We start from the raw sequence: 14,982 nt of genomic DNA, 5'->3' as shown, positions 1-14,982 counted from the left end.
CTGATGAAGAGAGTATACGTCGCCCGGAAGGCCTCAATCAGGGGGGTACGTATCGTCACGAGGGCTCACGTTGAGACGATGATCGGTTACCGTCGGGCAGCTTGACGTCCCGAGAATCCGCAGGTCGAGAAGCAATAGCAACAGAGAGCGACAGGGTGTGCACGCGGGAGGGGTCGGACGCGACGCCCGACCCCTCCGCACGGTTACAGCGCGTCGTCGAGGTCGTCGGCGTGCTCGCGGAGGAGCGCGGCGACGCGGGGCCAGCCGACGTTGATGCGCCTCGCCCAGCGGCGGTGGCGTTCGGCGAGGTCCTGCGGGTCGCCGTCCTGGGCGGTCATGCCGATGGCGAACCCTTCGCGGAGGTGACCTCCGTCGGCGACGTCGAGGACGTCTCGGATCGGCTCGGGTGGCCAGCCGTCCTGGTGGACCGAGGTGCCGGCCAGGACGGTGCCGATCGCTCGGTCGCCGGACTCGGCCCGGCCGCGCTCGGCGAACTCCGCGCGGGCATCGGCGACCCAGGTCTTAAGGGCGGCGGCGTCGAGGCCGGTGTCGGTGGCGCCCGGCACGGTGCGCAGCTCGAAGATCGCGAACCACGCGTTGACCAGCTCCACACGCGGCGACGCGTCGTCCGCGGGGTGGATCCGGGTGTAGAGGTCGACGAACGCGACCGGGTTCCCGGTGAGGATGCGCTGGAGACTCTGCGGTTTCCGGTGGTGCTTGAGCGCCGCGTGGTACCGGAGTTCCAGGCGCGCGACCGCGACGTCCGATCCGCCGGCCTCCACGAGGTGGTCCAGCAGCGGACCCACCTGCGCGACGGCGTTGCGGTCGGGGGGCTCGACCTCGTCCGCGGACGCCTGGAGCAGCACGTCTTCGAGCAGGGACGCCGGCGGGGACAGCGGTTCCGGCGCGCGCACGCCTTGAGCGAGAGCCTCGACCGCGGCCCACGGGCGCCGCCGAGCGAGCTGCGTGACGAACGACAGTTCCTGGCCTTCGGGAAGCGGCCAAGGGCTGACTCGAGCCCAGTAGTCCTCGTGAACCGCGTCGTCGGCGGAATCGAGGAGCGCCAACGCGTGCTCCGCGGGCACCGCCAGAAGGTAATCGACGAGGCTCTCCTGGCCTTTGAGCTGCGTCGCGACCTCCTGCCACCACTCTTCGCCCTGAGAACGCGCCATTTCACCGGCCCAGCCGGACGCCCAGTCATCCTGGCCGAGGACCGCGAGCGCGGCTTCCTGGACTTCTTCACCGGCCACTTCCGCAGCGGTGACGCCGACCAGCCGGGGCCGCGCGCTTTCGGCGGCGAGGACGCGCAGGCCCTCGACGCCGTGCTCGCGCAGCACCCCGCCGACGGCCTCGCGCCGGAGACGCTTGATCTCGGCCTCGCGTGTGTCGGGATCGAGCGAGTCACCGCCCTCCAGATACGGATGCGGTCCGAACAGCAGGGCGTGCCGCCTCGGGTTCACCGCGGGCTCGATCATTTCGGCGCAGGATTCCAGCCACTGCAGCAATTCTTCCGGCAGTACCCACTCCGCACCGGCATAGTGGCGATGCTCGGCGGTCAGCCCGGTGAGCCGGTTCCAGAGGCGGAAACGGTCGTCCGAGGAGAGCCGGTCGGTGTCCAGCCGTGTGAGGGCCTCCACGAACCGGTCCCACTGCGCGGTCGTCAACTCGGGCCGCTGTCCGAAGAAGTCGCACCACCGTTCGGGGCGTTCCTCCAGCGCGGTGAGCGCCGCGGTGACCACTTCGTCGTCGAACTCGGAGACGCCGGTGGCGGAGGGCGCCGGGATCGTCCATTCGAGACGGACCTGGGGGCGCCGCGGGCTCGTGAGCAGATGTCCTTGCGGGCCGCCCAGCAGCGCGAGCACCAGCCGCCAGCCGACATCGGGGGTACGACGGCTGATCGCCTTGACGAAGGCCGTCCGCTGCCCGTCCGGCAGCTCCAGGTACGGATGCCACGGCTGCACGAGCGTCACCAAGGACTCGAGCGGCCCCTCCCCCGTACCTCGCGCCAGTTCGGCCAGGACGGAGACGACCATCGGCAGCGCTTCGTCCAGCCAGCAGACCGACTCCAGCGCCGCAGTGAGGCCGCGCGGGTCGATGTCGTCGAAGGCGGTTCGCAGCAGGGACGGATCGCTGGTCAGCGCGCGATCGACGGCGCCGAGGAACTCGTGCGGCGCCGCTTCCGCCAGCAGGGGCAGGACGTCGTCGAGCGACCGCCAGAGCTGAGCGTCTTCGTCGGCCCGCCCCAGAAGCTCCCGGACGAAGCGGGCGGCGTGGTCTGCGCACGTGACGCCATCGGCGAGCGTCGTCTTCCCTTCGGAGGCCAGCATGGCCGCGCTCCGCGCCAAGCCGTACCGCAGTTCAGGCGACCACGTCCGGTCCGGCTCCGAGAGCACCTTGACGGCCTCCTCGTGCCAGCGCCGCAGGTCTTGCGCGCTCAGCCGCCCATGGAGGAGAGACCAGGCGTCGTGCGGATCCGCCAGTTCCAACCGATCCCCGGCCCGGACCAGCAACGAGTCGTCGCCGGACGCCGACCTGGTGAAGAACCGGTCGAGTTCGTCGGTCTCCCGCCCTGCGATCGCGGCGATCTCGTCCCGGTCCTGCGGCGAGAACGCCGACCACCGGCCGATCAGCAGAAGCGGCGCGGCGAGGTCGCGCTCGAGCGGGTTCACCCACTTCGGGAGATCGTCGGACACGCTGAGCCGACGACGCAGGCTGCCGAGGCTCCGCCGCGCCTGGTCCGCGTGCGAGTTCGCGTCCGCGGGCGGGACGCCTGCCGCGGCGAACGCCTCGGCCGCCTTGTCGCGGGGAATTCCGGGCAGTACCAGGAGATCGCCGCCGTTCCGGTCCGGCGTGTTCCGCACCACGACGACGTGACCGCCGGCGATCGCGCCCACCTCGGCCGAGGGGCCGTCCACAACGACGACGAAAGGAGCGGCCAGATCACGGCAATGACGCAGACCGTCCTCGGTCGACACGCGCACGGCCCGCAGTTCCGGCCGGTGCGCCGCGAGCGCGGTCGCCACGAACGCGGCGGCCTCGGTACGGCTGCCGGCGTACACGGGCAGCACCGACGGCTCGGCGTCCAGCCACGCGCACAGCCGGTCGACCTCACGGTCACGGCCGAGTATCGGCAACGCCTCGGGCAGCACCGGATTCGTGGCGTGCCGCCAGGAATCGAGCCACTCCGACAGGTCTTCGAGGCCCTTGACGACGCCGATTCCCAGCTCCGGCGCGACCCGGATCAGTTCGTTGCTCAGGCTCGCGATGTCCTGCTCCGCGGTCTTGCGGCCGAGGCGCCGGTACCGCAGGCGCGCGAGGCCGGCGATCTCGGATGGCAGCTCACTTTCGGTGGGCATGGCGGCGTCTTCGGTGAGCACCGGGACGACTTTCGTGCCGTCTCGCAGGGCGTCGGCGAGCCGCTCGAAGACCTCGTTACCGGGATCTTCGAGATCTTCCAGCCAACCGGTGCCGATCGGCACCACCATCACGGCGGCATCGGCGGCGCCGCCCGGATTCCGGCCGAACACGTGACTCAAACTCCGGTCGAGGGTGCGGTCCTGGCCGTCACCGGCCTGGACGTTGATGAAGATTCCTGCCATGGTGCGAAATCCTTCCCAGCGAGCGCGTTCAATGAGGCTTACGGGATCTGCGGTTTCACTCGTCTTCGTCGTCGCGGGCGCGGTCGAGCACCTCCTCGATGCGCAGCGGGCTCGCCGGATGGTGGGTGAGGCACAGCGGGGTGGTCACCTGCTGGAATCCGAACGCCTCCCCCGCCACGTAGAACTGCGCACGTTCCAGCCGCGAGATGTCGTCGACGGGGCTGCCCTTGGCCCTGGCGAGTTCGTTGGCCGCGGCGATCTGGGCGGGACTGTTGAGCCTGCCGAAGAACTGCGTCATGGCGTTTCCGACGACCTGGTTGTGCAGTCCCTTCGGCGCCTGCGTGGCGAAAAGCAGGCCCAGACCGTACTTTCGTGCCTGCGAGGCGAGCACGATCGTGCTGCGGGTGCTCGCCGTGAGGGTGCCGGACGCCGCGAGGGTCTGTGCCTCGTCCATCACGAACAACGCGCCGAGCGGCCGGTCCCCCGCCGGATTCCTTTTGACCCAGGCGAAAAGCTCCATCTGCAGCTGATTGACGAAGTTCTGGCGCTGCTGTTCCCCGGGCAGGCCGACGAAGCTGATGACCGAAACCCTCGCTCGCTTCCCTTCCCCGGGCGCGAGCAGGACAGCCGGGTCGACCGGTTCACCGCCTCCGGCGAGAAGAGGGTCGTTGACCATGGCGGCCTTCAGCCATTCGGCGAGGTCGGCCGCCACCTTCCTCCCGTCGTTCAAGGTGCTCACGCCGTCGGGCAGATCCTCGAGCACCTCGATGAGTTCCGGTAGGCTCCGCGACCCGGTGCGAGCGTGGTGCACGACGGCCTGCCGCAACACCGCGAGCCCGATGTTGGTCTTCGCCGTGCTTCCGGTCAGCCGCACCTGCGGGGCGAGCGTGGCGACCGCGACTTCGACGGCCGCGTTGAACTCGTCCTCGTCGTCGAGCACACCCGCGAAATCGGGCAGTGGCTGGAACGCGAGCGGCCTGCCGGTGGCGCGTCCGGGAGTCCAGACGACGACGTCCGTCTCGGCCAGGTACCGCTTGGCGAGCTGAGCGTCGTCCGGTCCCCACGCCGAGGGCGGTTCGGGCCAGGCGTCGCCGAGCCGCGCGAGGTCGTTGTTCGGATCCAGCACGATCGCCGAGACCCCTTGCAACGCGCACTCTTCCACGATCCGCCGCAGCAGAACCGTCTTACCGGAACCGGATCCGGCGAAGATCGCGGCGTGCTTCCGCAACGCCGTCAGATCGATCCGGACCGGCTTCCCGCTGTCGACAGCGGTTCCGAGCGTGATCTCCCCGTCCGCGGGCAGTGCGACGGGCTCGTCGGGAACGTGCTTCGGGGCCGATTGTGGAGCGGGCTCGGGAAGGACGGTGGACAGCAGTTCCGACCGGCCGGCGGGGCGCCGGTCGACGAGCCACTCGTGGAGTTCCCGGCTGCCTTCGGCGAACATCTGGTCCAGCGCCCAGAACGTGCGGATATCCGATTCGGACAGTGGCAGGTGTCGTCCGCCCGCGGCCTTGAACTCTTTGAGTTCCTTCTGGGTCGTCGGCCCCGGCGACCACGACGTGTTGCGGAGCAGGATGAGATGACGGTTCTCGACGCCCCGACGTAGGCCTGCCGCGGACCGCGCCTTGCGGAAACGATGCAGCACCGCAAGATGGTGCGGCGCCGCGATGGCCCGGAACGCCCAGTGCTCTTCGAGATCGGACGCTTCGTCCAAGGTGTGGGTGAGCCGTGCGTGCAGTTCGTTCCGGTCGTTCTTGGCTTCGCAGCCCCATTCCATTCCGTCGTTACCGTTTTCCGTGATCCAGGCCCGCAGTGCCGCGTGCAGCAGGACGGGCATGGCCTTGTCCTCGGAGTTCTTGTCGCTCAACGCGGACGGTTCGGCGGCCGATCGCAGCTCTTCGAACCGTTTGTCGAGTTCCACGAATCGATCGGCCGTCATCACCGGACGCGACACCACCGCGGGGCGCGTCCCCTGCTCGTCGAACGTGGCCAGTTCGACGATCCGACCGGACCGGAGGCAGGTTTCGATATGGGCGCCGATCCGTTTCAGGATCTCCCGCGGGGTCAACTCGTCCCATCCGCCTTCGAACGCCGAAGGCGCCACCGGCCAGGTGGGGTGCGGCGGGACGAATCCCATCGCGGAGTAGGCGACTCCGAGGCGTTTCGCGACCAGTGCCCTGCCCACCTCCGCGTTGGTGACCCGGCCGAGGATCAAGGCCTCACGGAACCGGTCGGGGACGGTGTCCGCACCCTTCTGCTTGATCAGTTCCCACGAGTGGGGCAGACAGGCGAGGACCGTCATGGTCCGCCGGGTCACCTCCCTCAGTCCCATCAAGCCGTCCGCGATCTGCGCGACGAGCACGTCCTCCTCGTCGCTGTCCTTGATTCGCTGTGTCGCCACGGTGGACCGGGCCACCAGGGTGTCGAGCTGGTCGACGGCGACGACGATCGGACCGGTCAACGCGAGCAGCCTCGTAATGTTCCTGACCTGTGTCAACGCCGACTTGGGCTCGTTCCGGATCCCCCACTTCCTCCGGTCCCCGGTCTTCGATTCCGGGAAGACACCTAGATAGTCGTCTCCGACGTAGTTCTTCTTGGAGTCCTCACTCGCGTAGAGCACTAGGGCCCGAGCCGTGTCGGAACAGTCCATCGCGACCTGTCGGTCGAGGGCCTTCACCCCTTCGACGAAGGCGTCCAGATCGTTCCTCGACACGCCACGTCCACTCAGGATCTTCTTGGTGACCTGCGCATCGACGTTGGCTCGGAGGCAGACTCTGCGCAGGAAACCGGTGAGCTGGGCCACCCCGCCTCCATCCAGTCTGGACAGTCCCCGGCGCAAAGCCTCCGCGGTGTTCTCCCAGAACGCGTCGCCCGCCGTGAGATCGTTGAGGAAGAAGTAGCCGCGTGCCTGATGGGCCTGCTTACGCACGAGGCCGAGCAAATGCGTCTTCCCGACGCCTTTCTGGCCTTGCAGGACCAGGCCGATCGGGCTCGGTCCGTCGCTGGCGGCGGCGTCCCGGATCCCTGCGTTCGCCGACGCGAGCACCTCGGCGTGCAGACCGTCGACGTGATACGGCGAGTCACGCCACACATGGTCGGGTGTGTCGGCCCAGTCGAAGCGCAGAGCCGCGAGCGCCGCTTGCGGATCCATCACGACGCCTCGATCGAGAGCAGATGGTTGTCCTCACCGCCGATGCGGACGGCCGCGGCGTGATCGGCGGCGGTGAGGGTCTTGCGATTCGAAGCCGGGACCAGATGCGCCTGCCCCGACCGGCTGAGCTCCTTCAAGACCGCGTCGACGGCCGTGGTGGACGCCACGCCGAGCAGCGGCCGGACGTCGACCAGCCCGACCCAATCGCGTGGGCTGCTCGAAAGTTTGTGGTAGGCGTCCCGGATCCGTTTCTCGATCTCCTCGGCGGCGGGCTCGACCTCTTCCGCGGCAGGCTCGACCTCTTCGGCGCCCGGCCCGACCTCGGCCGCGAAGAGGTGTGCCAGGCGAAGGTTGTTCCGCCTGAGATGACCGCCGAGGCCGCCGAGCAGTACGTACAGCGCGCTCCCGAGGCTGCTCCGGGGCGGGGGCGCCTCCTCCATGTTCAGCTCGTCCTCACACCAAGCCCAACCACGTTCGGTCAGCTCGTGATAGAAGGGACGTCCTCGCTTCTCGCTGGCAACCAGGTGAAGGTCGTTGAGCTGGCGACGTTCTTTGCCGTCGAGCGCGAAGCCGATGATCTTCTTCAGTTCCGGGTTGGAGATCTCGCGCGCGATCACCATCAACGCGAGCATCGCCGCGGTCTGTTTCTGTCCCAATCGATCCGTCATCCGAGATCCTTCCGCTTCGGTCGTTGCCTACTGGTCGAGAAATCCTCTGAACGAATGCCGTACCGCCCGCGCTTCGACGGTCCGCACGGCCCAGTCGATCGCCGCACGGGTATCGGGAGGTGCGACGACACGGAAGTGCGACTCCGTGTCGGTCGACCGCTTCCGTACGGTCAGGAAGAGGTCTTCGGCGAGTTCCTGGGCGCGACCGCTCTCGCCGGCGCCGATCGCGACCTGGAGTTCGGCGACGATCTCGTCCACCAGCCTCCACATCAGGGGGCGCAACCGTGCCTGGGCCGCCTGCCGAAGCGCTCCGGCCACGTCATACTTCCCCGGCTCGACCAGCGCGGTGGTTCCGTTGAGCTGGTCCACCAGCCCTTGGGCGACCTCAGCGGGGCCGCGGGACGGGTCGAATTGAAGAAACCGCAGATTGCCGACGTAGCCCGGCAGCGTGTTCGGTTCTGTTCTGGCGGTGAGGACGGGAATGACCCGGCGGTCCTGCCCGAGGGTCCGGTGCAGGAAGAGTTCGACCTCGGCGGCCTGCCACCGGCTCACTTCCCCGTCGACGAGCAGGCAGAGGTGCCTCGCGTCGTCCTCGGTCCGTTCGAGCAGTGAGCGCTCTCCGGACAGCGACAACACCGGGCGGACATCGAGGTCTCCCAGGTGTTTCATCAGTTCCGCGGCGAGTGCTCGGGTCGGCCTCGGCGTGCTGACCCGGACATCGTGGGTGAACGTGCGTTTCTCGGCACGAACGGCCGCGACGTAGGCATCCCGGTTCTCGGCCAGCAGGTCGGTCCGGTCGAAGTCGTGCGCGACCACCGCCGCCACCGTTTCCAGGGCGAAACTGATCTGATCGGCCGTGGGCCGCTTCTCCTCCATGACCGGCAGCTCTTCGCCGAAGGTCCAGTAGGAGACGTAAGGCAACGTCAGGTGGCGCGACATGAGTTCGGGTGGGGTCTCACGGTCGAGCCAGTTGCCGAAGAGCTTCTTGGTCTCCTCCAAGCAGATCCGCCGCCACTCCACCGACCGCTCGTACTCTTCGCGAGCGTCGAATCTGGACAGCACCGGCAAGACGGTCAGCTGCGGCCGGTCGTAGGGCATGAGGTCGCGGGCCACGTCGGCTCGTTCGGCGATCTCGACCGCGCCCCGCATGCTCTGCACGTTCGCCGTGAACAAGACGACCAGCCGATCCGGGAGATGCGCGGTGCAGATGCCTCCGATGTCCGAGATACCCGTCCGGCTGTCGAGGAGGACATAGTCATACTCGGTCGTCCACTGTTCGCGGCAGCGTTCGAGATAGTCGCCGAAACCCTGCTGGTAGAGATCTTCCCAGTCGATCTTCTGGATCCGGCCGGCGTAATCGGCGTCGGCGCGGCCCGCGGTGATGACGTCCAGACTCTCGACGCCCCTCAACCTGGTCGTATGCGCACCGGGACGCACCCTTCCGGCCAGGAAGTCGTCGACCAGATCCACCACCCCGCCCGAGGGATCCGCGTTCATCATCGGCTTGAAGTAGGAGTCCAGGCCAGGCGCTTCGAGATCCCAGTCCACGCACAGCACGCGATGCCCCCAGCGCGCGAGGAGAACGGCGATGTTGGCCAGGGTGAAGCTTCGCCCGACGCCACCCTTGTAGGAGTAGAACGTGACCACGGTTCCCGGCATGGGATCAGAACCTCGGCAGGGTCGACGGTTTCGGCAGGGCCGGGGCGGCGGTCTCCACCGGCCACTCCGAACGCCACTCGGGAACCTGCGAGATGATCTCGGCGAGTTCCTCGACCACTCGCTCCATCTCTCGATGGAAGTCGAAGTACTCGGCTGTGTTCTGATAGTGCGCGTAGGGCAGATTCCAGCTCTTCAAGTTCCGCATCGTCCGCCGGCTCGCGAACTCCGGGAAATTCTTGGAGTCACTGAAGATCACCGGGTAGATCAGGCGGCCATTCCTGGTCATGCCGACGAGTTCCTCTCGCTTCTCCATCGAGCGCCACTCCGCCATACACCATTCATCACTGAAATATTTGGGCGAACACACCGGAATCAGGATCCGAGCGTGCCGCAACGCCTCGCGCACGAAGTCCGGCCATTCACCACCTACCGGAACCTGATCGTCAAGAAATATCTTGACCTCATAGTCGACGAAGTCGTCCATCAGTTCCCGAAGCCGCGGATAAAAGTGGTTGCGAACCCAGGCCGGAACGGTGGAACCGCTGCGCTGATAGCTGATGAACACGTGGTACTCGTACACGAGCGCCCTTGCTCCTTCACACGCCGACCTTCCGGACAAGGCGATCCTAGGGGCCGACGACACCCTCGAAAAAGGTACAAAAACACGACAAAAAGTGGACACCCGTTCACCCGCAAAGAAGCCCTGGACACTTACGTACCCGGAAAAGACAGAAAGGTGACAAGGGAGCGCCAAAGGGTGCACACTCCCGGCCAGTGGTCAAGAATGCCTCTCACCCGAGCAAACGAGGCACCGTCATCAACAAGGAGAGTGGATGGCCGACAACGAAGCGCCGAAGGTGTTCGTGACCTACGCACATGATTCCCCGGAGCACAAGGACCGGGTTCGCCGGTTCGCCGAATTCCTACACGGCCAGATCGGGCTCGACGTACACCTTGATCAATGGGACGACCACGATCGCCGTGACTGGTCTTCCTGGGCGCTGGATCATCTCGACACCGCGAATTTCGTGGTCGTCATCGCTTCCCCGGACTACAAACGCCGCGCCGAGGGGAAAGTGGCCCACGATGAAGGGCGTGGCTCCCAGTTCGAAGCGGCGCGCATCCGGGATCGGATGACCGACAATCTCGGCCGGGAGATCAAGCGGATCCTCCCGGTCGTCTTCCCCCAGCAGTCCGTCGAGGACATCCCGAACTTCCTCAACCCCTACTCCACCACGAGGTATCCGGTCGAGACGTTCACCGAGGAGGGCGTCGCGGACCTGTTGACCGCGATCACCGGCCGAGCCCGGCACCAGCGACCCGAACGTGGAGAGTGGCGAGGAGGTGCGGCAGGGGGCTACCAGCCTCGTCGGACGCCGGTGACCAGGCTGGACTGGCAGGCGTGCAGTTCGCTGCTTCGTGCCGAGGGCGCGCGGATCGGCGGTGTGCACTATGCGGACAGCATCGTCCTGAAGGCGCCGGAACGGCTCGGCTTCGTCGAAGTCGATCTCGGAATGGCCTACAGACGGCTGACCGCGGTGGTCGGCGTGCTCGACGACGCCGACGAAACCTTCCAGGTCGGTCACTTCCGTTTTCTTCTCGACGGGAAACCTTCACCGGAAACGAAAGTGGGTATGGGGAAACCGGCCAGGATCGAGGTCGATGTCAGCGGCGTGCTGAAACTCCGCTTGGAAATGTACCGGCCGGGTACCACCGACCACCGGTGGTGGCCCGAACTCGCCTGGGCCGACCCCACTCTGGAGTAGGCGCCGCGCTCAACCGGACGACGTCAGCTCGGCGAGCCGCCTGGCCAACGAGGTCATTCCCGCACCGGTCGCCAGCTGACGCAATCCCTCCGGATCCAGGCCGGTGAAGCCCAGCTGAACCCCGATGCGCGCGATCCGAGCGGCGACGTCGGCGGCGTCGACCCGGAACCTCGCCGTCAGATAGGAATCCATCCGGGTGAGTAACGTGCGCTCCCGTGTTTTCTCGTCTTCGCAACGGATGTGCAGGACGTCGGTGCCGCGAACGACGAAAGAGCCGAGTCTGGCCAACGGCACCGACCCGGCCGGTTCGAAGGCGGCGGCGGGCAGAACGACCTCCCACGCGCCGTGATCGCGCCGGACCGGCCGGTGTTGTTCGAGGTTCCTCCCCTTCAGCCAGTTCTCCATCGTCGCTTTCTGCCGATCCGGCCGTGATTCCAGTTCCTCCGAGTCCAGCACCGCCGCGATGTCGGGATTCCTTTCGCAGAGCTCGCTCAGCTCCGGATCCGCGCTGTCAGCGGCCTGGCTGTAGGCGAGATACCGGGTACGGCCCCGCGGATCGAGCGCACGAACGACGAAGAGCGGAAGATGGACGATCTTCTCGCCGAGGCTTTCCGGCTGGGAGATCCGGGCAGGCAGGTTGTAGTGGTCACGATCGGCGAGGCCGGCGAGTTCGGCCAGCGCGTCCCGGCGAAATCCGTTGATAGTGGACAACATCTGGAACGCGTAGGCATTGCCGCCTTTCGCTTCTTTCACCTCCGCCAAGGACAGAAGCGTCACGACGTTCGTGTCGTAGTAAGCCCGCGACAGCGGCCGCGAAGAGAACGCCTCGAAGTAGAGCCTCCGGCGGTCCTCCCGTTCGACCGTGTAGCAGCGTTGATCACGGTGCGATCGGAGGCCGAGTTCGGTGAGCCGTATCCGTCCGTCCTGGACGAAGAGATGATCGAGCGCGGCGAGGAATCGCAGTGCGCGATCGACCAGGGCCTCGTCCAGCGCGAAGAAAGTCGCCAGCTCGGGCACGGTGCCCAGCTCGGCTTCGACGATCCCGCGTTCGAGAAAGCGTTCGATCAGTTCGTACGGCCTGCCCTCGGTGACCGTCGACTTCACCTCGACCTGCCAGATCGGGAGCATCAGCGAGAAGATCCGGGTGGGCGTGAAGCCCTGCCCGAACGCCACGTCCTCCAATGCGCGTTCTTCCCGGTAGGGCATCAGGTACTTCCTGGGCTTCATCACTCCAGCCCTTCCAGACGCGTTTCGAACTCTTCGTACTGCTGGACGTCACCCGAGGCCGCGACGTGGTCGCGCAACGACGTGGACAGTGCCCGGAATCCCAGGTCCTTGGCGCGCAACAACATGCCCATGTCGCCGATGAGGACCAATTGCCGCTTGGCCCGGGTGAAAGCGACGTTCGCGCGCCGGAGTTCGTCGAGGAAGCCGACCTCCCCGCGTGAGTTGCTGCGTGTGAACCCGTAAAGGATCACGTCGCGCTCGCCGCCCTGGAAGGAATCGACGGTGCCGATGCTTCCGTCGATCGTGTCCGACGCGACGCCGCCCAGGCGAAGAAGATTCGAGATCAGCTTGACCTGCGCGGAATAGGGCACGATCAACGCCCATTCCACCCCCGACCGCTGGTAGTGGGCCGCGAGTCTGGCCAGCATCCGGGCCTCGGCGTGGTTCACCCAACCGCCCGACAGACTCGGGTTCCATTGCTGTGCCGGGGTTTCCATCCGCTTCCGCTCAGGCAGCCGGAAGGTGTCGACGAAGGCCAGTGGACTGGAGAACAGCGGAGAGTTGTGCTCCCGGACGACCTTCGTGCGCAACGTTCCCTCGTAGAACATGTCGGAGACGAAGTCGGCGATGACCTTGGGCATGCGCCGTTGCTGGGTCAGCCGCACGATGTGGCTGTCCGGTATCGCCCCGACGAGGATCTCGAGGCCGCTCTTCTCGAGCAGGTCCCGGATCAGCGGGTCACCGTTCTCCTCGCCCCAGCGCTGGACATCGGAATCGAGGAACGGGGGGAGCTGCCGGTGATCACCGACCAGCACCGACCTTTTCGCCCGGACGAGGGGCACGAGCAGGTTGGCCGTGTCGATCTGCCCCGCCTCGTCGATGATCGCCAGATCGAATTCGACCTCGGCGATCTCCGAGCGTGTCGCCGCGCCGACGCACGTCGCGCCGATGACGTCGGCGTAGCGGATCAGCTCGGGATGCAACTGCTCCGTCTTGCCGGAGACCTCCTCGCGCCACTCGGACAACAGCTTCTCCCTGGCTCCCAGCAACACCAATCGCGGCCCGGCCCAGGCGTGGAGCCGCGTCGACATCCGCCATGCCTCCCCGGCGTCGAGGCCTGCCGGAATCGGCGGGATGACCTCGACCCCGCCAAGCGCCCTTCTGATGGCCTCCGCCGCCTCGGCGGTGGAAGAGGCGGCGGCTTGGCGATGGTGCCGGATTCGCTCTAGTTCCCTATGGGCGTGCTGGACTTGCGGTATTCCTCGGGTGGCGACGTCGAGTGCTTCACCGGCTTGGAAGACCGAGGCCCGCAGACCTACCGCCGCTTCAGCCAGGCCGGCGAGCGTGGCCTGCTCCGCTTGCATCCGCCGTGCACGGCCCCGAGCCCGCGAGGCCGCCCACCTGTCGAGAGGTGGCCACCAACGACGGTTTCTCGCTCGCGCGTCACGTCCGCCCAACCGCTCGAGCTTCCGTCTTGCCCGCACCATGCGTTGCTCGTGAACGGCTAGCTCGGACCGGCATTCCTCGACCCGGGTCTGTGCCGGTCCGCCCATCACGCGCCGGACGCGATCGAGTTCCGCCGCCGCTCGTGCCTCGGCATCCAGCGCCGCCCCGTACGCACTCGTACGCCGCTCCAGTTCCGGAAGCCAACTGGCCGCGATGGGAACACCCTCGTAGGAACGCAGGGCGACATCCACCGTGCTGAGGACCTCGCCGCGCAGGTCGGAAGCGAGCCTTTCCAGGAGGAAGGGGCGCCCGTCCGGATCGACCTTTCCCTCGTTGCCGACCCGGACCACGACAACGTCCTTGGAAAGCTTGGCGAGCACGTTGTCCACGGCACGGTTCGTATGCGACGCGACGAGCACGGGCGCGCGTTCCGGCGCCAAAGCCCTCGCTCGCGCGATCTCACTGATCGTGCGGGTCTTGCCGGTGCCGGGCGGGCCGAGCACGACGAGCATGTCCCGGACGCCGAGCGCCCGGCGGAACGCGACGAGCTGATCGTCGTCCAGTTCCTCACCGGGGTTCTCCGGCGAGGTCGCGAGCGGTTTCACCTGGTGGTCGACCAGGACTGTCAGCAGCGAATGGTTGCGGGACCGTCGATCGCGCAACAACCCGACGGCTTCTCGCTGTTTCGCGTGGACGACGTTGCTCCTCGTCTCCTCCAGCTCGCCTTGCTGCGGAAGTCCCGCCCAGTCGATCGGCTGGTCGAACCGCACCACGACCCGCTCCTCGTCCGCACGGAGCACTTGGCCCCGCTGTGCCGGTTCTCCGCGCAGCCCGACGAACTGGCCGCGCTCCGGAACCCGTCCGCCGACGACCAGGAACTCGTACATCGACGACGCGCTGTATCGGCGTTCCCCTGTCGTGCGGACCTCGCGATACGGGTAGGACGGCACGTCGGCGGCGGCCTCCATCTCCCGTTTCGTGTCGATCAGGTGGTCGAGCGTGTCGAGGAACGCTGCCTGGGCCGCGCTCACGGTGGGGACGGCTTGCTCGTCGCCACGCGTACGGAGCAGCCGCGTCCAGGCGGAGAGCAGTGCCGGCCATTGCGCGTCGGAACCTTGCGGGACCTGCCGGGGTTCGAGCACCGCGTGCCACCGCGCCCGCAACCGCAGACATCCCTGGGCCAGCCTGTCGTGGTCTTTCAGCCGGATCGGATCGATCCCGGCGACGGTGAAGGCGTCACCACGCCGGGTCCGGAACAGGCGGACGCGGTAGTCCCGCGTGTACAGCAGCAGGCTGCGGTCGTCGCCGTTCTCCCGTGGTTCGTCCACTGTGGCGGCGACACCGTCGGAACGCGCGTTCAGATCGGCGACCACCTGGGACACCCCTCCGGGCAGGCCGGGATGGTCCTTGGCCATCCGCCGCAGACGAGCGTCGAGCGGCTTGCCTGGTATCAGCGTCAACCAGCC

8 protein-coding genes are annotated in these 14,982 nt (G+C 67.2%); 1 reads left to right on the top strand and 7 read right to left on the bottom strand.

Going from position 1 to position 14,982, the window contains the following annotated elements; all coding sequences use genetic code 11:
• Nucleotides 1–203 precede the first annotated feature (203 nt).
• From H5J31_RS06815 to H5J31_RS06795, 5 genes are read right to left on the bottom strand one after another with little or no spacing between them, the layout of a single operon-like run.
• On the bottom strand, nucleotides 204–3,599 hold the full coding sequence (locus H5J31_RS06815) for a hypothetical protein (protein ID WP_181771604.1): 3,396 nt from the start codon (nucleotides 3,597–3,599) through the stop codon (nucleotides 204–206).
• 55 nt (nucleotides 3,600–3,654) lie between these two features.
• Nucleotides 3,655–6,750, bottom strand: coding sequence for an ATP-binding protein (locus tag H5J31_RS06810; RefSeq protein ID WP_181771603.1), 3,096 nt, complete (start codon nucleotides 6,748–6,750; stop codon nucleotides 3,655–3,657).
• The gene (locus tag H5J31_RS06805; protein WP_181771602.1) at nucleotides 6,750–7,418 is read right to left on the bottom strand and encodes a hypothetical protein; all 669 of its coding nucleotides are present in this window, start codon (nucleotides 7,416–7,418) and stop codon (nucleotides 6,750–6,752) included. The genes H5J31_RS06810 and H5J31_RS06805 overlap by 1 nt, the downstream gene beginning before the upstream one ends.
• A 27-nt stretch (nucleotides 7,419–7,445) precedes the next feature.
• Nucleotides 7,446–9,077, bottom strand: a complete 1,632-nt coding sequence (locus tag H5J31_RS06800; RefSeq protein WP_181771601.1) for a tyrosine-protein kinase family protein — start codon at nucleotides 9,075–9,077, stop codon at nucleotides 7,446–7,448.
• Nucleotides 9,078–9,081: 4 nt separating this feature from the next.
• A complete protein-coding gene (locus H5J31_RS06795) occupies nucleotides 9,082–9,642 on the bottom strand; it encodes a toll/interleukin-1 receptor domain-containing protein (protein ID WP_328701400.1) in 561 nt (186 codons plus the stop codon).
• Nucleotides 9,643–9,910: 268 nt separating this feature from the next.
• Between H5J31_RS06795 and H5J31_RS06790 the strand changes: the two genes are divergently transcribed.
• Nucleotides 9,911–10,843, top strand: a complete 933-nt coding sequence (locus tag H5J31_RS06790; protein ID WP_181771599.1) for an SEFIR domain-containing protein — start codon at nucleotides 9,911–9,913, stop codon at nucleotides 10,841–10,843.
• 9 nt (nucleotides 10,844–10,852) lie between these two features.
• Here the strand turns inward: H5J31_RS06790 and H5J31_RS06785 are convergent, their stop codons facing one another.
• Nucleotides 10,853–12,070 carry a hypothetical protein gene (locus H5J31_RS06785; RefSeq protein WP_181771598.1) on the bottom strand — a complete coding sequence of 406 codons (1,218 nt, stop codon included), beginning with the start codon at nucleotides 12,068–12,070 and terminating at the stop codon, nucleotides 10,853–10,855.
• Nucleotides 12,070–14,976: a DEAD/DEAH box helicase gene (locus tag H5J31_RS06780; protein ID WP_181771597.1), complete on the bottom strand. Its 2,907-nt coding sequence runs from the start codon at nucleotides 14,974–14,976 to the stop codon at nucleotides 12,070–12,072. Before H5J31_RS06780 ends, H5J31_RS06785 begins: the two co-directional genes overlap by 1 nt.
• Nucleotides 14,977–14,982 lie beyond the last annotated feature (6 nt).

It is taken from the genome of Amycolatopsis pittospori, assembly GCF_013870525.1.
In the GTDB taxonomy this organism is placed as follows: domain Bacteria; phylum Actinomycetota; class Actinomycetes; order Mycobacteriales; family Pseudonocardiaceae; genus Amycolatopsis; species Amycolatopsis pittospori.
The sequence above is the reverse complement of the archived record's forward strand: the minus strand, read 5'-3'. Positions and strand labels throughout refer to the sequence as shown.